Origin of the sequence: Pseudomonas lundensis, assembly GCF_001042985.1 — a bacterium.
GTDB lineage: Bacteria > Pseudomonadota > Gammaproteobacteria > Pseudomonadales > Pseudomonadaceae > Aquipseudomonas > Aquipseudomonas lundensis.
Window position 1 is genome coordinate 17163 of sequence record NZ_JYKY01000028.1, and the last position, 19448, is coordinate 36610.

The 19448-nt window shown below is 59.7% G+C and carries 17 protein-coding genes; 6 read left to right on the forward strand and 11 right to left on the reverse strand.

The features are described from left to right. Window positions 1–62: 62 nt before the first annotated feature. Entirely contained in the window at window positions 63–881 is an 819-nt protein-coding gene (locus tag TU74_RS18920) for a phosphoglycolate phosphatase (RefSeq protein ID WP_048377343.1), read from the reverse strand. After that, window positions 878–1552 carry a ribulose-phosphate 3-epimerase gene (rpe, locus tag TU74_RS18925; RefSeq protein WP_047277981.1) on the reverse strand — a complete coding sequence of 225 codons (675 nt, stop codon included), beginning with the start codon at window positions 1550–1552 and terminating at the stop codon, window positions 878–880. The genes TU74_RS18920 and rpe overlap by 4 nt, the downstream gene beginning before the upstream one ends. 216 nt (window positions 1553–1768) lie before the next feature. On the opposite strand from rpe, the gene TU74_RS18930 reads away from it, so the two are divergent. After that, window positions 1769–2227, forward strand: a complete 459-nt coding sequence (locus TU74_RS18930) for an REP-associated tyrosine transposase (RefSeq protein ID WP_048377344.1) — start codon at window positions 1769–1771, stop codon at window positions 2225–2227. Here the strand turns inward: TU74_RS18930 and TU74_RS24390 are convergent. The 6 genes from TU74_RS24390 to TU74_RS18960 form a co-directional block, all read right to left on the reverse strand. After that, on the reverse strand, window positions 2224–3054 hold the full coding sequence (locus tag TU74_RS24390; protein ID WP_048377345.1) for an ABC transporter permease: 831 nt from the start codon (window positions 3052–3054) through the stop codon (window positions 2224–2226). The two genes, TU74_RS18930 and TU74_RS24390, sit on opposite strands and share 4 nt — an antisense overlap. A 10-nt stretch (window positions 3055–3064) precedes the next feature. Beyond that, on the reverse strand, window positions 3065–4312 hold the full coding sequence (locus tag TU74_RS18940) for an ABC transporter permease (protein WP_047277987.1): 1248 nt from the start codon (window positions 4310–4312) through the stop codon (window positions 3065–3067). 68 nt (window positions 4313–4380) lie between these two features. Then, entirely contained in the window at window positions 4381–5421 is a 1041-nt protein-coding gene (locus TU74_RS18945) for an ABC transporter substrate-binding protein (protein WP_048377346.1), read from the reverse strand. A gap of 35 nt (window positions 5422–5456) precedes the next feature. Further along, window positions 5457–6581 (reverse strand): ABC transporter ATP-binding protein, encoded by a 1125-nt coding sequence (locus tag TU74_RS18950; protein WP_047277990.1) that lies wholly within the window; start codon window positions 6579–6581, stop codon window positions 5457–5459. 250 nt (window positions 6582–6831) lie between these two features. After that, window positions 6832–7461: a response regulator gene (locus TU74_RS18955; RefSeq protein WP_047277991.1), complete on the reverse strand. Its 630-nt coding sequence runs from the start codon at window positions 7459–7461 to the stop codon at window positions 6832–6834. Window positions 7462–7480: 19 nt separating this feature from the next. Beyond that, window positions 7481–9859 carry a PAS domain-containing sensor histidine kinase gene (locus TU74_RS18960; RefSeq protein WP_048377347.1) on the reverse strand — a complete coding sequence of 793 codons (2379 nt, stop codon included), beginning with the start codon at window positions 9857–9859 and terminating at the stop codon, window positions 7481–7483. Between the two features lie 74 nt (window positions 9860–9933). On the opposite strand from TU74_RS18960, the gene TU74_RS18965 reads away from it, so the two are divergent. Next, the gene (locus TU74_RS18965; RefSeq protein WP_048377348.1) at window positions 9934–10932 is read left to right on the forward strand and encodes an alpha/beta hydrolase family protein; all 999 of its coding nucleotides are present in this window, start codon (window positions 9934–9936) and stop codon (window positions 10930–10932) included. 3 nt (window positions 10933–10935) lie between these two features. On the opposite strand, the gene TU74_RS18970 is transcribed toward TU74_RS18965, so the two are convergent. Genes TU74_RS18970 through TU74_RS18980 form a run of 3 tightly spaced genes read right to left on the reverse strand, consistent with a single transcriptional unit; the run spans window position 10936 to window position 13395 of the window. Continuing rightward, window positions 10936–11700 carry a TerB family tellurite resistance protein gene (locus tag TU74_RS18970; RefSeq protein ID WP_047295842.1) on the reverse strand — a complete coding sequence of 255 codons (765 nt, stop codon included), beginning with the start codon at window positions 11698–11700 and terminating at the stop codon, window positions 10936–10938. Window position 11701: 1 nt separating this feature from the next. Continuing rightward, window positions 11702–12373 (reverse strand): N-acetylmuramate alpha-1-phosphate uridylyltransferase MurU, encoded by a 672-nt coding sequence (murU, locus tag TU74_RS18975; protein WP_048377349.1) that lies wholly within the window; start codon window positions 12371–12373, stop codon window positions 11702–11704. Continuing rightward, window positions 12370–13395 carry an aminoglycoside phosphotransferase family protein gene (locus tag TU74_RS18980; RefSeq protein WP_048377350.1) on the reverse strand — a complete coding sequence of 342 codons (1026 nt, stop codon included), beginning with the start codon at window positions 13393–13395 and terminating at the stop codon, window positions 12370–12372. The genes murU and TU74_RS18980 overlap by 4 nt, the downstream gene beginning before the upstream one ends. Window positions 13396–13525: 130 nt before the next feature. On the opposite strand from TU74_RS18980, the gene TU74_RS18985 reads away from it, so the two are divergent. From TU74_RS18985 to rsmA, 4 genes are read left to right on the forward strand one after another with little or no spacing between them, the layout of a single operon-like run. After that, window positions 13526–16279, forward strand: a complete 2754-nt coding sequence (locus tag TU74_RS18985) for an LPS-assembly protein LptD (protein WP_048377351.1) — start codon at window positions 13526–13528, stop codon at window positions 16277–16279. Beyond that, complete coding sequence (gene surA, locus TU74_RS18990; protein ID WP_169840099.1) at window positions 16254–17594, forward strand: peptidylprolyl isomerase SurA; 1341 nt, start codon at window positions 16254–16256, stop codon at window positions 17592–17594. The genes TU74_RS18985 and surA overlap by 26 nt, the downstream gene beginning before the upstream one ends. Then, entirely contained in the window at window positions 17591–18580 is a 990-nt protein-coding gene (pdxA, locus tag TU74_RS18995; RefSeq protein WP_047278005.1) for a 4-hydroxythreonine-4-phosphate dehydrogenase PdxA, read from the forward strand. Before surA ends, pdxA begins: the two co-directional genes overlap by 4 nt. After that, a complete protein-coding gene (gene rsmA, locus TU74_RS19000) occupies window positions 18577–19395 on the forward strand; it encodes a 16S rRNA (adenine(1518)-N(6)/adenine(1519)-N(6))-dimethyltransferase RsmA (protein WP_047279308.1) in 819 nt (272 codons plus the stop codon). The genes pdxA and rsmA overlap by 4 nt, the downstream gene beginning before the upstream one ends. The last annotated feature ends 53 nt before the right edge of the window (window positions 19396–19448 follow it).

The following is a 19448-nucleotide window of genomic DNA, read 5'->3' on the forward strand; positions in this document are numbered from 1 at the left end:
TCGTGGTCTGAGGGTCAAACTGTCAGGTATGCAAACGTGCCGGATCTCCGGCCAGATTCAAGTCAGGCGCGCCAACGCCAGCGGGCCAGGGCCTTGATAACTTTCATCCAGAGTTTGCGAGTGACCACCACGATGGAATCTCTACGAGAGGGGTGAACAGAAGAGCCCAACGGTATCTCAGCCGCCGAATCTAAGCAACCGGCTATCAGCTCCTGCAAATTGCCAATCACCATGTCCGGCGACTCTTCTTCAATCGGGCGACCGTGGTTGTAACCGTAGTTCAGGGCCACACAGCGCACGCCAGCCGCCTTGGCGGCCAGCACGTCATTGCGCGAATCACCGATAAACATCGATTGCTGCGGGGTGACGCCAGCCATTTTCATCACAAACTGCAGCGCAGCGGGATCGGGCTTTTTCTGCGGCAAGGTGTCGCCGCCGATGATCCAGCGGAAAAACCGGCCCAGCTTCAATTCATCCAGCAGCGGCGCCACGAAACGCTCGGGTTTGTTGGTGATCAGCGCCATTTCGACGCCCTGCTTTTGCAGCCACTTGAGGCTTTCGCGTACGCCGGGGTAAACCTTGGTGTGCTCATGGCCGCCGTCGTAGGCCTCCATGAAAATCTCCAGGGCCCGCTCCGCCTCGGCATCATCGACGCCCGACGCATCAAGATTGCCGGCCAGCGCACGGCGCACCAGCATCGGCGCACCGTTGCCAATCCACATCTTGACGTTTTCGAGCCCGGCCGGCGGTCGGCCCATCGTCTGCAGCATGGTTTCCACGGCAGCCGCCAGGTCCGGCACCGAATCAATCAGCGTGCCGTCCAGGTCGAACATCACCAGTTTTGGCAGCTGCCCTTGAAGGAGCTGCTCAAAACGGCTCATGGGCGAGCCAACGCAAGCTCGGCGCGCATTTGCTGAATGACGTGCTCGTAATTCGGCGTGTTGAAAATGGCCGAGCCCGCGACAAATGTGTCGGCGCCAGCTTCAGCGATTTCACGGATGTTGCCGACGTTGACGCCCCCATCGATTTCAAGACGGATGTCGCGACCCGACGCATCGATCAGTGCACGGGCTTCACGCAGTTTGTCGAGGGTGCCGGGAATGAACTTCTGACCGCCAAAACCGGGGTTCACACTCATCAGCAAGACCATGTCGACCTTATCCATCACGTACTTGAGCACGTCCAGCGGGGTGGCCGGATTAAATACCAGGCCCGCCTTGCAGCCGCCTTCGCGGATCAATTGCAGGGAGCGGTCGATGTGCTGCGTGGCTTCGGGGTGGAACGTGATGTAGGTCGCGCCCGCCTCAATGAAGTCGCCGATGATGCGATCCACAGGGCTGACCATCAAATGCGCATCGATAGGCGCCGTGATCCCGTACTTGCGCAAGGCCGCGCACACCATCGGGCCGATGGTCAGGTTGGGCACGTAATGATTGTCCATGACATCGAAGTGAACGATGTCAGCACCCGCTGCGAGAACGTTGTCCACCTCTTCGCCAAGACGGGCGAAATCGGCAGAAAGAATCGATGGGGCAATAGCGAAGGGCTGCATGACGCACCTTTTAGTGAGCTAAACACGGTGGCGCGCATTGTATACCGCCGACCGCGACCCGCACACCGCCTCGCAGACGCTACGCGACCGATCGCAGCCTCAGGCGGCGAGGGAGCCCCTGGGAGCCCCCGGCAATATCTTGCGAACAAAGGCACAAGGCATGCCTTCACAACCCGTCTAGGTTTAAACAACGATCACCACGAGGAAGGCAACGGAATGCCGAAGTCCTACAGCAGCGGGCAACTCTTGAAAGGCCGTTACACCGAGCCCGGCCGTGTTTATTTACTCACCACCGTTACCGAACAACGCCGCCCGATCTTCAGCGACTTTCACTTGGGACGTCTCGTGGTCAATCAACTCAAGCAGGCGCACGACGATGGCATCGTCCAGTCAATCGCATGGGTTGTGATGCCTGATCATTGCCACTGGCTTGTCGAGTTGCGTCACAAAACGCTGGGAGAAGTGATGTGCAGAGTTAAATCGCGCAGCAGCCTGACCATCAACGAAATGACCTGCGCCAGTGAGCGTATCTGGCAAAAAGGTTTTTACGACCGCGTCCTCCACAAGGAAGAAGACCTCAAAGCCACCGCCCGCTACCTGATCAAAAACCCGATTCGCTCGCAACTGACCACACGAATCGGGGATTACCCCTTATGGGACGCCTGTTGGGTCTAGCCCTGAATCTGCGCGGTACGCATTTTCTCGCTGCGCCCGCGCAACCACTCAAGGGTCAGCAGCAGTACCACAGAGAACGCGATCAATAACGTGGCCGCCGCCGCAATGGTCGGGCTCAGGTTTTCGCGAATGCCGCTGAACATCTGGCGTGGCAAGGTCGCTTGCTCAGGCCCGGCCAGAAACAGCGTCACCACCACTTCATCAAATGACGTGGCGAAGGCGAACAAGGCACCAGAAATGACGCCCGGCGCAATCAGCGGCAAAGTCACCCGACGGAACGCCGTCAAGGGTGACGCCCCCAGGCTGGCCGCCGCGCGCACCAGGTTGTGATTAAAACCCTGCAAGGTCGCGGACACGGTGATGATGACAAATGGCACACCTAACACCGCATGCACCACGATCAACGAGAAGTAACTGTTGCCCAGTCCCAGCGGTGCGAAAAACAAGTAACTGGCCACACCGATGATCACCACGGGCACCACCATGGGCGAAATCACCAGCGCCATGACCAGCGCTTTACCCGGGAAGTCGCCACGGGTCAGGCCAATCGCCGCCAACGTACCGAACACCATAGCCAGCACTGTGGCAGCCGGCGCAACGATGACGCTGTTTTTCAGCGCGCGCATCCACTCGGCAGAGGCGAAGAAGTCCTGATACCAATGCAAGGAAAACCCTTGCAGCGGGTACACCAGAAAGCTGCCCGAGTTGAAGGACAACGGAATGATCACCAGCACAGGCAAGATCAGGAACAACAGGATTAGCCCGCAAAGAATGCGCAAGCTGTAGAACCAAATCCGCTCAATGGGGGACATGTAAGGGCTCAGCATGGCGATCTCCTTAACTCAAACGCAGGCGGGTAGCACCCACCAGCCAGTTGTAAATCAGGTACAGCACGACGGTTGCCAGCAGCAGCAAACCGCCCAGCGCCGTGGCCATGCCCCAGTTGATACTGGTGTTGGTATAGAACGCCACGAAGTAACTGACCATTTGATCGTTCGGGCTGCCGAGCAACGCCGGGGTGATGTAGTAGCCAATCGCAATGATGAATACCAACAAGCAACCGGCGCCCACACCCGCGTAGGTCTGTGGGAAGTACACACGCCAGAAGCTGGTAAACGGATGGCACCCCAGTGAGATGGCGGCACGCATATAGGTCGGAGAAATACCCTTCATCACGCTGTAAATCGGCAGGATCATGAACGGCAGCAAGATGTGCACCATGGCGATGTACACCCCGGTGCGGTTGAACACCAGCTCCAGCGGTTTGTCGATCAGCCCCATGCTCATCAGCGCGCTGTTGATCAACCCGCCCGATTGCAGCAACACGATCCAGGCCGCGACCCGTACCAGCACGGACGTCCAGAACGGCAGCAACACCAGAATCATCAACAGGTTGCTCTGGCGTGCAGGCAAATTGGCCAGCAGGTAGGCCAAGGGATACGCCAGCACCAGACAGATGCAGGTGATGACCAGCCCCATCCAGAAGGTACGGGCGAAGATATCCAGATAAATCGCCTGGTCCGGTGTGGCCGGGGCCACTTCACCCAGGTCATCAATACGGTGATCGACGGCCGCCAACAGGTAAAACGGGGTCACGCTTGAGCTGTTGCGCTTGATCGCCTGCCAATACGCCGGATCTCCCCAACGCTCGTCGAGGGCTTCCAGTGCATCTTTATAAGAGTCAGGCGCCACCTTGAACGGCAGCGCTTTGGCGGTTTTCATCAGCAGGCTGCGATAGCCGGCCAATTCCATGTTCAGACGCTTCGACAAATCGCCCAGCACCTGATTCTTGCGTGCTTCGGCCAAGTCTTCGCTAAGCGCCAGATACACCGGTTCGGCCGGTAAGCCTTTGCCATCCCACCCGTGCACGGCCACCACAGTGCGCGGCAGGCCTTCGACCACTTCCGGGTTGCCGACACTTTTATAAAGCAGCGCCGCTATCGGCACCAGAAACACCAACAGCAAGAAAATCACCAGCGGCGCAATCAACGCCTGCGCTTTCCAGCGATTCACGCGCTCGGCATGCGCCAGACGCTTCTTCAAACTGGGGCTGGCGACTTCGTTCAGGGGGATGGCGATGGCCATGGCGAACTCCGCAAATCTTTAAACGGGAGCGGCGCGACCAGGTCGGGCGCGCCGCGTGTCAGCGCTGCTTACTTGGCAGCCCAGGCGTTGAAGCGTTGTTCCAGTTGCTCGCCGTTATCAGCCCAGAAGCTGACGTCGATCTGTACTTGATCCTTGAGGTTCTCAGCAGCAGTCGGCATGTTGGCGGTCACGGCCGGGGGCAGCAATGACATTGCCGCTTTGTTGGCCGGGCCATAGGCGATGTTTTGCGAGTAGACGCTTTGCTGCTCAGGTTGCAGCGTGAACTGCATGAACTTCTTCGCTGCGTCGGCCTTTTCTTTGCTCAAACCTTTAGGAATGGCCCAGGCGTCAAAGTCATAAATCCCGCCGTTCCAGACAATTTTCAGGTTGCTTTCTTTCTGCACGGCAGCAATTCGACCGTTGTAAGCAGAACTCATGACCACATCACCCGAGGCCAGATACTGCGGCGGCTGTGCACCGGCTTCCCACCATTGAATGCTGGGTTTCAACTCGTCGAGTTTCTTGAACGCGCGGTTCTGACCGTCCTTGCTCGCCAGCACCTTGTACACGTCCTTGGGCGCGACGCCGTCTGCCATCAAGGCAAATTCCAGCGTGTATTTGGCGCCCTTGCGCAACCCGCGCTTGCCAGGGAAGGTTTTGGTGTCCCAGAAATCCGCCCAACTGGTCGGCGCCGTTTTCAGCTTGTCAGCGTTGTAGGCCATCACGGTCGACCACACGAAGAAGCCAGCCCCGCACGCCTGGATTGCACCGGAGACGTACTGATCGGGATTGCCAAACAGCGCCGGGTCCAGTTGCTCAAACATGTCTTCGTCACAGCCACGGGACAATTCAGGAGACTCCACTTCGACCAAGTCCCACGAAATGCTTTTGGTGTCGACCATGGCCTTGATCTTGGCCATTTCGCCGTTGTATTCCCCGGCGATGATTTTGCCGTCGCCCTTGGCTTCCCAAGGCGCGTAGAAGGCTTTGACCTGAGCGGCCTTGTTCGCCCCGCCAAACGAGATCACGGTCAGATCGGTGGCGGCCAACGCATTGGCGGCGCACATCAGGCCCAAGCTCAGGGCCGTGAATTTCAGAGTGTTATGCATTTTTATTCTCCACAGGGTTGGTGAAGCCGGGGCGATTAATTCGCCTCTAAGAGAGGGTCCAGCGCACGTACGTGTTCAACCTGCCAACCGAGTGGCACCACGTCACCGACGGCCAGCGTCGGGTCCAGTTCGGCAATCGGCTGTTTCACAAAAAAATCGTTCTTGCCGCAGACTTCCAGCCGCACCCGCACGTGGTCGCCCAGATAGATGAACTCTTCAACGCGCCCCGAGAACCGGTTCACGCACGCCTCGCTGGCGCCGTTAAGGCTGATACGTTCGGGGCGGATCGACAGGGTCACGGGTTCGCCGGGGCGACCGACATTCACCGCCAGTGCCTGAACCTTCTCGCCACGCCCCAGCTCAACCACGCAGCGCTCGCCATCCTGGCTGTGCAGGCGGCCATTGAGGCGATTGTTCTCGCCGATGAAGTTGGCGACAAAGGTGTTTTTCGGCTCTTCGTACAAGCAACGCGGCGGAGCGATCTGCTGAATTTCCCCTTGATGGAACACCGCCACCCGGTCCGACATGGTCAGGGCTTCGCCCTGATCGTGGGTCACGTAGACCACGGTCACGCCGAGGCGCTGGTGCAGGTGCTTGATCTCCATCTGCATGTGTTCGCGCAGTTGTTTGTCCAGGGCCCCCAACGGTTCGTCCATCAGCACCAGTTGCGGCTCGAACACCAGCGCCCGTGCCAGGGCCACCCGCTGTTGCTGGCCGCCGGACAACTGCGCCGGGTAACGCTGGGCGAAGGCATCGAGCTGTACCATGCTCAGCACGCGTTTGACCCGCTCGCTGATGTCGGTGCGATTGAGGCCACGCACCGACAACGGAAAACCCAGGTTTTCAGCCACGGTCATGTGCGGGAACAACGCGTAGTTCTGAAACACCATGCCGATGTCGCGCTTGTGCGGCGGCACGTTGTTGATAGCGCGGCCCGCGAGCTGGATCTCGCCCGCAGTCGGGGTTTCAAACCCCGCCAGCATCATCAGGCTGGTGGTTTTGCCCGACCCGGAAGGCCCGAGCAAGGTCAGGAACTCGCCTTTGCGAATGTCCAGGTTGAGGTCTTTCACAATCAGGTTTTCGCCATCGTAGCTTTTCTGCACGCCACGAAAGCTGACCAAAATGTCATTCGACCCAGCGCTTGCACCGACCTCACTCATAGCCACACCTTTTTGTTTTGGACTGCTGTAGTCCAAGACTAAAGAAGGCGTCAGCCCCCAGAAATCAGGGCGCAGGAGAGATTCACATCAGCAGGCTGGAAGATTGTGGGTAGGGCACGCCCTACAGGGATGTCGCGAATAGAACACTGGGTATCGCAACACACAGCGCGCGGCTGAAGCACCACTCAAAAAGCGTCGCAAACAGGCATGCCCTGTCGCCGCGGCTCTAATGCTCGCGGCGCGTCAGCCCTTACACCAGCTTATGTTCCATGGCGTATTTCACCAGTTCGGCCAACGAGGTGACGTGAAGTTTTTGCATCAGCCGCGCTTTATGGGTGCTGATGGTTTTGCTGCTCAGGGCCAACTGCTGAGCGATGTCATTCACGTTCACCCCTTGCGCCAGCCGTTCAAACACCGAGAATTCCCGTTCTGACAGCAGCGCATGCAGCGGACGCGCGTCAGTCAGGCCAACTTCAAAGACCATGCGGTCCGCCAGCTCGGGGTCGATGTAGCGCCCGCCTGCCGCCACTTTACGAATGGCCATGAGCAAGAGTGCCGGGTCGCTGTCCTTGGTCGCGTATCCGGCCGCGCCGAACTTCAACGCCCGCGCCGCCATCTGCGCCTCGTCGTGCATCGACAGCACCAGGATCGCCGGCGGGTTATTCAAGGCGCGGATACGCGGGATCGCTTCCAGCCCGTTAACGCCGGGCATGGAGATGTCCAGCAGCACCACCTCGCACGGCACATGGCGCAGGGTTTCCAGCAATTGCTCGCCGTTGCTCGCCTCCCCCACCACCCGCAGGTCTTTGGCCAGGCCGATCAATTGCTTGATCCCCTCCCGCACAATGGTGTGGTCTTCAGCTACCAGTACACGGATCACAGACAACGCCTCCTCAAAGTCACAACGGCACCCGCACACTCAGGATCGTGCCTTCGCCCGGCACACTGTGCACCGACAGCGTCCCGCCCATCATCAATACCCGCTCACGCATGCCCACCAGTCCGAAGGATGTCGGCCTGCCGGTGGCGGGAATAAACCCCTGGCCATCATCGCTGATGCTCAGGCACAGCGCATGCTCTTCAACACTCAGGGTTAACTCTACGGTTTGCGCCTGAGCATGACGCATCACGTTGGTCAGCGCCTCCTGCAAAATTCGGAACAGCCCGACTTCCTTGGCTGCACTCAGCGGTGGCAGATGCTCAGGAACCTGCACCAGACACGGAATGTGCGTACGCGCTTCGAAGCGCTGCGCCTGCCATTCGATGGCCGAACTGATGCCCGCATCCAGAATGGGCGGCCGCAGTGCTGTGGCCACATCGCGCACCAACTGGAACAACTGCGCGATGAGTTTTTTCATGCTGTTGAGGCGCTCACGCAGACCGGGGTCCAGATCCGCGTAGGCCAACTCGCACATGGACGTTTCAAGTTTGAGCACGGTCAACATCTGCCCCAGCTCATCGTGCACTTCTCGGGCAATGCGCGCCTTTTCTTCTTCGCGCACGCTTTCAAGGTGCGCGGACAGTTCGCGCAGCTGGCCGCGAGAGCTGTCCAGCTCCAGCTCGATTCGCTTGCTTTCGCTGATGTCCCACACGATGCCGTCCCAGACCACGGTGCCATCTTGCAGGCGGCGGGTGATGGCCTTGATCTCGGCCCAGCGCTGCTCGCCTTCACGCGTGACAATCCGGCCCTGCCAAGACCAATCGCTGTCACTGTCGAGCGCCTGATCCTGCACGCGGTGGTAATCCGCTTTGTCGTCCGGGTGCACAAGGCTGCGCAGACCGACTTCACGTTTACGCAACGTCGCGGGCGAGAACCCGGCCAGGCTTTCACTGCCTTCGCTGATGTAGGGGAAGTCCAACTCGCCCGTGAGCAACGAACGTTCCAGACGAAACACCAGCCCGGGGACGTTGGCCGCAATGCCTTGCAGGCGTGCATCACTTTCTTGCAGCGCGGCCTGCACGCGGCGGCGCTCGGTGATGTCATTGAGGTACACCACCAGGTATTCCGCCGCCTGAAAGCGCAAAAAACTGAGCGTGACGTCGGCCGGAAAGGTGCTGCCATCCGCCCGCACGCACTGCGTTTCAAACCGTTGCGCGCCCTCTTCACCGGCCCGCGCACGCTTCCACAACCCCAGCCAGCGGTCCATGCTCAGCCCCGGTTCGAATTCACTCAATGGCCGCTCCAGCACTGCACCCGGCGCGCACCCGAGCATGTGCTCGGCGGCCAGGTTGGCGTAGCGCACGTGGCTGTCCCAATTGACCCACAAAATACCAACCGGGCTGCGATCAATTGAAAACTGAGTCAGGCGCAAGGCTTCGGCACTGGCGGCGCGCTGGGCAATGTCTTCGCGCGCGCGGAGCAGGGCACGCTCCAGCGAGGTTTGCTGACGCCGCTGCCAGAACACAATCGCCATGCTCGCCAACAGCAAGGCACCGATCAACAGGCTGACATTCTGCCAAAAACCGGGGGACGGCCCGGCGTGGGGATACTTGGGCTGCAACCAGCGCGCGTGCAATTGCTCCATGTCCCGCGCCGGGATGGCGTGCAAACCGCGCTCGACGATGCTGGCCAACTCCGGCCAGTCACGCCGGGTCGCCACGCGCAGCAACAGCGGCAAACCAATATCACCCACCACGGTCAACCCGGAGAACTCCGGTTCAATGGACAAGCGACTGAGCTGCGCTTCATCAATCACGGCGTAAGTGGCTTGCTGGCTCAGCAACAATTGCAGGGCCTGACGCTCCAACGGCACGCCCTGCACATTCAGGCCCGGATAGCTGGTGCGCAAGAACTCTGCCGTGCTGCCAGGCATGCGCACAGCCACGCGGGTCTGGCTGTCGAGCCGCTCCAGATCGACGGAGCCACTGCCGTCGCGCACGCCCACAATCAACTGCGGGACGCGCATGTAAGGGTCGGAAAATTGCCACAACCTCAACCCTGCGGGGGTTTGCAAAAGGCCCGGCACCAGGTCGATTTCCCCGGCTTGGGCGGCTTTTTCCAGTTGCGTCAGGTCCGGGTAATTGCGCCACCGCAACTCAACGTTAAGTGCCTGCGCCAGCCATTTCATCAGCTCCACATTGGCCCCGGACAACTGCTGCAAGCGCTGGTCGAAGCGCGCGTAAGGGGCTTGCAACACCAGCCCCACGCGCAATTCCCGATGTTGCGACAGCCACTGCTGTTGCCCGGCACTCAATTGCGCCGACGGCACAGGCGCTGCATGGCTCATCAAGGGCAGCCAGAACCAGCCGATAACTAACAGATAGCAAAAACGTGTCATCTGAACGCTCACACCCTGACAAATACGGATCAACCCTTTAGGCTGCCGGGATTACTTCTGGCCTGGAAAAAACGATGTCTTCTTACCGTCTGGCACTGCCAGCCCTGTGCCTGTCGTTGTTATTGCCCCTGGCGTTACCTGTTCAGGCGGACGACCCGGCGCCCGCCGCAGAACCCGCCCAACCCCAGCCCGTGGTGCGCGAGCCGCTGCCCGAGCGCAGCCAGGAAGACGCGGCCGCGCTGGAGCGACAACTCCCGCCCCATGAGCAGCAACAGCTACAGGCCGGGGAAGTCAGCTTTCTCGCCCTCTGGAAGCCCGCCAATAACAGCGACCCCAGCGGGGCGGTGATTATCGTCCCCGGCGCTGGCGAAACCGCCGACTGGCCCATCGTTGTCGGCCCGCTGCGCAGCAAGCTGCCCGACGCCCGCTGGGCAAGCCTGAGCCTCAGTTTGCCGGACATGCAAAGCGAAGCCAGTCAGGCACGCACCGTCGAGCCAGAGAAATTGCCTACACCGCAAGCGCCAGACAGTAGCAGTAAAGACGCCAGCACCACAGCCAAACCTATCGAACAAGCCGCCAGTGTCGGCACCGAAAACCCGGCACCGGACCTGACACCAGTGGCGTCGCAGGAAGACATGAACAAGGCGGATGCCGAGCGGGTTTTCGCCCGTATCGAGGCGGGCATTGCCTTCGCGCAGCAACAGAATGTGCGCAGCATTGTGCTGCTGGGGAACGGCACAGGCGCGTACTGGGCAGCACGCTATATCGCCGAGAAACAACCGGCGCAAGTGGGCAAACTGATCATGGTCGCCGCGCAGACACCGGCTCAGGCACAGGCGGACTTGAGCCAGATGACACCCAACCTGAAGGTGGCGCTGCTGGACGTGTTTTACAAAGACAATGCGCTACCGCGCAAAGCCGCCCTGGAACGGCTGCAAGCCAGCAAGCGGGTCAATGGCGGGAATTTCACTCAGGTCGGGTTGTCCGCGATGCCGGGCAACCGCGATGCCAGTCAAGAACAGTTGTATCGCCGTATTCGCGGTTGGCTCAGCCCGCAGCCTGTGGATAAGTAACGGTCAAAAACCGCGACGCTGCCGGATTAACGCGTAAGCGTGATGCAGCTCGCGGGTTTTCTCCGTGGCGTCGAGCACCTGAGCCGGACCGGCGCCTGAACCGGCCACCTTGTCGGGATGATGACGACTGAGCAAACGTCGGTAAGCCCGTTTGATGTAGGCCGGGTCGCTCTGATGGGTGACACCGAGTAGCGTGAGTGACTCCTGATAGGTGCCACCACGCGTGGCCAGCGGCTTTTTGTGCGGCTCGTAATCGGCCCCCAGCGCCTGAATCTGTTGCGGGGTCCAGCCCAGCCATTTGCCCCACAGCCCTATCAAGGCTCGCTCTTGAGCATCTACACGTCCGTCCGCCACGATCATCCGCCAGCAAGCGCGCAACACGCCTTCGGCCGCATGGGGCTGGGCCTTGAGCCGCCGCAAATAACCGCGCAACGAGTCGTTGCCAGACTTGCCCCGATTAAACGCAGCAATCGCCCGCTGCTGCGCGGGCGCGCTCATGTCGAGCAGGCGCATCTCTTGGCGTGCCTGCTCGATGTGCTTATCCACCACGCGCCCGCCGCTTTTGGCCAGACGGCCGAGCAACACAAACAACAGTTCGTCATTGCGCAGCGCAGCGCGACCGCCCAGGCGTTCGCGCAGATGGGCCCAGCTTTGCAGGTTCAGGCGCCGATCCAGCGCCTGCCCCAACAACGCACCCAACATGGCCCCCGGAATGCTGGCAATCAAAAACCCGCCTCCGGCTCCGATCAGCGTCCCTGGCCACAGCATCTTACTGAGCGCCCTTGATCAGGCCTTCGGCCTCAGCCAAACGCTCGTGTGTGCCTACATCCACCCAATGCCCTTGCAAATGCTCTCCTGTGACATGGCCTGCGGCCATGGCTGTACGTAATAACGGCGCCAGCTTGAACGCGCCGGGCTCACACCCGAGGAACAGCGCCGGGCTCAACACGGCAATGCCGCTGTAAGTCAGCGCGGGGCCATCAGGTTGCGCATCCTGAACCTGCGATCCCATCAGGCAAAAATCACCCGTGGGGTGATGAGGCGGGTTATCGACCAGCACCAGATGCGCCAGACCGGCGCAAGGTTTGCGCAAAGCAGCAAAATCGTAGTCGGTCCAGATATCACCGTTCACCACCACGAACGGGTTATCGCCCAACAAGGGCAATGCTTTAAAAATCCCCCCGCCGGTTTCCAGTGGCTCGCCCTCGGCGGAGTACTGAATGCTCAACCCGAAGCGCGACCCGTCGCCCAGGTAATCTTCAATTTGCTGACCGAGCCAGGCGTGATTGATCACGATCTCGGTAAATCCTGCGGCCGCGAGCGCCCGCAGGTGGTACTCGATCAAAGGCACGCCGCCCGCGCGGATCAAGGGCTTGGGCGTATGCAGGGTCAAAGGCCGCAGGCGTTCACCTTTGCCGGCGGCCAGAATCATCGCCTTCATGCCTGAGCCTCGACCGGTTCACGCAGACTGACAAATAGCTCACCCAGCTCTGACAGTTCCGGGCGGCGGGCCAACACGGCTTCTATATAAGAGAAGAAGCGCGGCACATCGGCCAGATAACGTGGTTTGCCGTCGCGATGGCAAATCCGGGCAAAAATGCCGATCACTTTCAAATGCCGCTGCACACCCATCAGGTCACTGGCGCGCAGGAAGTCCTGCAGCACGGGCTGCACCGGGATCGCCAGATGACGCGCATTTTCCCAGTACTCGGCCAGCCATTGCAGCACCCGCTCTTCGGGCCAACTGAGGAAGGCATCCTTGAACAGGCACGTGATGTCATAGGTCACCGGCCCGTACACCGCATCCTGGAAATCCAGCACGCCGGGGTTGGGGATGCTCAGCATCAGGTTGCGCGGCATAAAGTCGCGGTGCACCAGCACTTTGGGCTGCGCCAGCGCGCTGTCGATCAGCACATCGCTGACCCGTTGCCACTGCGCCTGATGTTGCGCGTCCAGTTCGATCCCCAGGTGACGGCGGACATACCACTCAGGGAACAATTCCAGTTCGCGGCGCAGCAACGCCACGTCATAGCTGGGCAACGGGGCGGTCATGGGCAATTGCTGAAAAGCCAGCAAGGCTTCGATGGCATCGTCGAACAGTTCATCGGCGTTATCGTCATTAATAACGTCAAGAAAGGTTTTATTGCCCAGGTCATTGAGCAAAAGAAACCCTCGATCGAGGTCCTGAGCAAAAATTTCCGGCACATTTATCTCGCTGATACGCAGCAATTGGGCGATATCGACGAAGAGTTTGCAGTTTTCCTGGGGCGGCGGCGCGTCCATCACGATAAAACTGCGCCCCTCTCCTTCCCAGCGAAAATACCGCCGAAAACTTGCGTCACTGCTGGCCGCAGTCAACGTGGCCGGGGGCACGGCGCCCCACCCGTTGTTTAAATACAGGGCTGACAATTGCTCATCGAGCCAAATTTTAAGGTGTTGCAAGCGTACATCTTGGTCAGGCATTACGTGGGTCTCCGACGGCCCTAGCCGTCAAGCGGGTCATGCTTTATTATCCAGCATCTTTTCCAGACCATCGAGAGGCGTGCGGCCCCCACCGCGGGCTGATGGCACGCAGGAAGCCCGGACTAATAAGATGGCATTGAAATCCCCCGCGTTTCGTAAAAAATTTCCGTTGCTGGTAACCGGCAGTTTGCTGGCCATGCAACCTCTAGCCACGCCTTTCGCTGTTGCCGAGGAGCAGTATGACTGTTCCGTGTCGGCTTCGGGCGGCTGGGACTGCGCACCGAAAGCGACCACGGCCCAATTGCCGCCGCGCCCGGTTCACAACGCCAACTCGGTGGGCGCCAATGGCGAACCCGTCGAGGAGGTCGCCCAGACCCCTTTGGTGACAGAAGCCAAGGGCCGTGGTCTCAAAGCGCGCAGTGCCGACTACAGTCACCTCGACTGGGTTCCGCGAGACAAGCTGACCCCCGCACAACTGGCCGAGACCGGCCCGTATTGCGCAGGCGCGTATGTCGAGCCGATCCGTCCGGGCATGAACGACCCGACCAGCAAAAGCGATGCGCCGACCTTTATCGGCGCCAAGGCTTCCCGCTACCAGCAGGAAGAACAGATCGCAACGCTGGCCGGTGACGTTGTCATGCGTCAGGGCAGCATGCAGATCGAGGCCGACGAAGCCAGCCTGTATCAGGCTGAAAACCGCGGCGAGCTCAATGGCAAAGTCCGCCTGCGCGACAACGGTGCACTGATCGTCGGCGACCACGCCGATGTGCAGCTCGACACCGGCGCGGCCAAGGTCGACAACGCTGAATACATCCTGCACAAGTCGCGCATTCGCGGCAGTGCGCTGTACGCCAAGCGCGGCGATAACGCGATCATCCGCCTCAAGGATGGTACGTACACCACGTGCGAACCGAACAGCAACGCCTGGCAACTCAAGGGCAACAACATCACGTTGAACCCGGCCACCGGTTTCGGTACGGCGACCAACGTGACGTTACGGGTCAAAGACATTCCGGTCTTCTACACCCCGTACATCTACTTCCCGATCGACGATCGCCGTCAGTCCGGTTTCCTGCCGCCGTCGTTCAGCAGCAGCACCGACACCGGCTTTATGCTCGTGACCCCGTACTACTTCAACCTGGCGCCCAACTACGACGCCACGTTGTACCCGCGCTACATGACCAAACGCGGCTTGTTGATGGAAGGCGAATTCCGCTACCTCACCGAGTCCAGCGAAGGCCAGTTCGGTGCGGCTTACCTGAACGACAAGGACGACAAGCGCAAAGACCAGACTGACTACAAAGACACCCGCTACATGCTCAACTGGCAGCACAAGGGTGGCCTGGACTCGCGCGTCCTGACCGAGGTCGACTACACCAAGATCAGCGATCCGTATTACTTCCAGGATCTTGAAACCGAACAGATCGGTATTGAAAGTCAGGACTACGTGAACCAGCAGGGTTCGGTGACGTACCGTGGCGACACGTTTAACGCGAAGTTGAATGCGCAGGCCTATCAAATGGCCACCGTGACCCAAATCACCCCTTACAACAAACTGCCGCAAATCACCTTCAATGGTGCGCTGCCGTATCATCCGGGTGGTGTGAACTTTAACTACAACACCGAACTGGTACGGTTTGATCGTGACCTTGAAAACGGTGACTTCATCAACGAAGACGGTACTCCAGCTAAAAGACTCGACACCAACGTCACCGGTTTGGCTAGAGCAAACGGTACGCGTCTGAATCTTGCGCCGAGCATGAGCTTGCCGATGACGGCGAGCTATGGCTATGTCACGCCAAAGCTCAAGTACATGTACACCCAGTACGATCTTGATCTGGATGGTACCGGCAAAACCCAAATGACGACTGCGGGGCAGAAATTCAACAGCTCTCAAAACCGCAGCGTGCCAATCGCCAGTATCGACAGCGGGCTGTACTTCGATCGCAACACCCAGTGGTTCGGCACCAACTACCGCCAGACCCTGGAGCCGCGTGCGTTCTACCTGTATGTGCCTGAGCGCAATCAGCAAGACATCCCGGTCTTCGACACAGGCGAAAGCACCTTCAGCTACGGCTCCCTGTGGCGGGACAACCGCTTCTCGGGCAGTGACCGTGTGGGCGACGAGAACAAACTGTCGCTGGGCCTGACCAGTCGCTGGATTGAAGAAAACGGCTTCGAGCGCCAACGCATCAGCGTGGGCCAGGCCTATTACTTCAAAGATCGCAAAGTGCAAATGCCAGGTATTGAGGAGAACCGCGACGACTCCACCTCCAAAGTTTCGCCGTATGCACTTGAGTACGCCTACCGTTTCAACCGCGACTGGCGCGCAACCGCTGACTACAACTGGGACCCGGAAACCCGCAGCCCACGTTCTGGCAGCGCGATGATGCACTACCAGCCCGAAGACAATCCGAACAAAGTCGTCAACATTGGCTATCGCTATCGCAATGACCAGGTGCGCTACAACCAGTACACCGGTAAGTGGGAAATCGGCGGCGGTGACTTCGGTAAGAAAGGTGATCCGAACTACATCAAGGACTACTACAAGATCCAGCAGCATGACTTCTCGGTTATCTGGCCGATCGTACCGCAGTGGAACGTTATCAGCCGCTGGCAGTACGACTACAACCGTAACCGCACGCTCGAAGCCTTCGGTGGTTTCGAATACGACAACTGCTGCTGGAAACTTCGTCTGATCAACCGTTACTGGGTCGACAACGATGAGTACACCCAAGAAGCCCCGACCAACGAAAAGGGCGACCATGGTCTCTTCCTTCAAATTGTGCTGAAAGGTCTCGGTGGCGTTGTTGGCACCAAAGTAGAGAGCTTCCTCGACAAAGGCATCCAAGGTTATCGTGAACGTGAAGATCAAGCTTTCTGAGTGTTTGCGCCCGCTAGTGCTGGGCGCGTTGTTCCTGGGTACCGCGGCTCACGCCGCGGTTGAACCTCTCGACCAAATCGTGGCCATCGTCGACAACGACGTGATCATGCAGAGCCAACTGGACCAGCGTGTTCATGAAGTTCAGCAAACCATCGCCAAACGCGGTCAGGGCGTACCGCCTACCAGCGTGTTGGATCAGCAAGTGCTGGAGCGCCTGATCGTCGAGAACCTGCAATTGCAGCTCGGCGAGCGCATGGGCATTCGTATCACCGATGAAGAGCTGAACGATGCCGTGGCCACCATTGCCCAGCGCAATGGCATGACCATCGATCAGTTCCGCAGGGCCCTGGCACACGACGGTCTGTCTTATGAAGACGCCCGCGAGCAGATTCGCCGCGAAATGACGATCAGCCGTGTGCGCCAGCGTCGTGTGGCCGAGCGCATTCAGGTCACCGATCAGGAAGTGCAAAACTTCCTGAAATCGGACCTGGGCAAGATGCAGATGTCCGAAGAGTTCCAGTTGGCCAATATCCTGATTCCAACGCCTGAAAGCGCGAATTCGCAAGCCATCCAGAACGCCTACAAGCAAGCGGTTGATGTCTACAACCAACTGAAGAAAGGCGCCGACTTCGGCCAGATGGCGATTGCCCGTTCGGGCAGCGACACTGCTCTGGAAGGTGGCGACATGGGCTGGCGTAAAGCAGCTCAACTGCCACCTCCATTTGACAGCCTGCTCAGCAAAATGCCGGTTGGCGAAATCACCGAGCCTATTCGTACACCGGGCGGCTTCATCATCCTTAAGCTCAATGCCAAGCGCGGCGGCCAGTCTGTGGTAGTGGACGAAGTACATGTTCGTCACATCCTGATCAAGCCAAGCGAAATCCGCACTGAAGCGCAGACCGAAGCCCTGATCAACAAAATCCACGACCGCATCGAAGCGGGCGAAGATTTTGCCACCCTGGCAAAAACCTACTCCGAAGACCCGGGCTCGGCACTTAACGGCGGCGATTTGAATTGGGTCAACCCCAACTCACTGGTTCCCGAGTTCCGTGCTGCCATGTCCGACACGCCTCAAGGTGTATTGTCCAAACCGTTCAAGACTCAATACGGCTGGCATGTGCTGGAAGTACTCGGTCGCCGCGCCACGGACAGCACCTCTCAAGCGCGTGAGCAACAGGCCATGAACGCCTTGCGCAACCGTAAGTACGACGAAGAGCTGCAAAGCTGGTTGCGTCAGATCCGTGACGAAGCCTACGTAGAGATCAAACTGCCCGGCGCGAACTCGGACGAGAGCGCAAGCCAGGCGGCTCAGTGAACACCCAGCGGTTTGCACTGACACCCGGCGAACCGGCAGGCATAGGTCCAGACCTGTGCCTGCTGCTCGCTTCGCAACACCAGCCCCATCCCCTGATTGCCATCACCAGCTGCGACCTGCTCTCTGAGCGGGCCGCCCAGCTGGGGGTGGACGTCAACCTGCTGCCCGTCGTGCCGGGGCAATGGCCCGAACAACCGGCGCCCGCAGGCAGCTTGTATGTGTGGGATACCCCGCTGAGCGCTGCGGTGACGCCCGGCGTACTGGACAAGGCCAATGCCGCCTTTGTGCTGCACACGCTGACCCGCGCCGCCCAAGGCTGTGTGGACGGCGACTTCGCAGGCATGATTACCGCCCCTGTTCACAAGGGCGTTATCAATGAAGCCGGCATCCCGTTTTCCGGTCATACCGAATTCCTCGCCGACCTGACCCGCACCGAACAGGTTGTGATGATGCTCGCCACCCGCGGCCTTCGCGTGGCGCTTGTCACCACACACTTGCCGCTGCGTCAGGTCGCGGATGCAATCACCCCCGAGCGCTTGATGCGGGTGACGCGCATTCTGCACGCCGACCTGCAACAAAAATTCGGCATTGCCCAACCGCGAATCCTGGTGTGCGGGCTCAACCCCCATGCGGGCGAAGGCGGACATTTGGGCCATGAAGAAATCGACATTATCGAACCCACCCTGGAGCTTCTGCGCAGCGAGGGCATGGACCTGCGTGGCCCGCTGCCTGCCGACACTCTGTTTACCCCCAAATATCTGGAGCACTGTGACGCAGTGCTGGCGATGTACCACGACCAAGGCCTGCCCGTGCTGAAGTACAAGGGGTTTGGCGCCGCCGTCAACATTACCCTGGGCTTGCCGATCATCCGCACCTCTGTTGACCATGGCACCGCCCTGGATCTGGCGGGCAGCGGCAAGATCGACACCGGCAGCCTGCAAGTCGCCCTGGAAACCGCCTACCAGATGGCCGAGACCCGTTTATGAACGAGCAATACCAACACAAGGCGCGCAAGCGCTTTGGTCAAAACTTCCTGCACGATGCTGGTGTAATCGACCGCATCCTGCGCGCCATCAATGCCAAGGCAGGCGATCGCCTGCTGGAGATCGGCCCGGGCCAGGGCGCATTGACTGAAGGCATCCTCCACAGTGGCGGCCAACTTGACGTGGTCGAACTGGACAAAGACCTGATCCCGATCCTGAACCAACAGTTCGCAGGCATGAGCAACTTCAACCTGCATCAGGGCGACGCCCTCAAGTTCGACTTCAACACACTGGGCGCGGCACCCCGCACCCTGCGTGTGGTCGGCAACCTGCCGTACAACATCTCCACGCCGCTGATTTTTCACCTGTTGAAAAACGCCGAATTGATCCGCGACATGCACTTCATGCTGCAAAAAGAAGTGGTTGAGCGTATGGCCGCAGGTCCGGGCGGTGGCGACTGGGGCCGTCTGTCGATCATGGTTCAGTACCATTGCCGCGTGGAACACCTGTTCAACGTCGGGCCGGGCGCCTTCAACCCGCCGCCCAAAGTCGACTCGGCCATTGTGCGTCTGGTGCCACACGAGACCCTGCCGCACCCGGCCAAGGACCATCGTTTGCTGGAGCGCGTCGTGCGCGAGGCCTTCAACCAGCGTCGCAAAACGTTGCGCAACACCCTCAAAGCCTTGCTGAGCAACGCTGAAATCGAAGCCGCTGGCGTCGATGGCAGCAAGCGTCCCGAGCAACTCGACCTGGCAGCATTTGTGCGTCTGGCCGACAAACTGAGCGAGCAAGCCGTCGCAGCGCCCGCTGCCGACTGACCGTCCTTACAAATCGGGTACTGGCCGCATCTGGCCTAGTACCCGTGACTTGG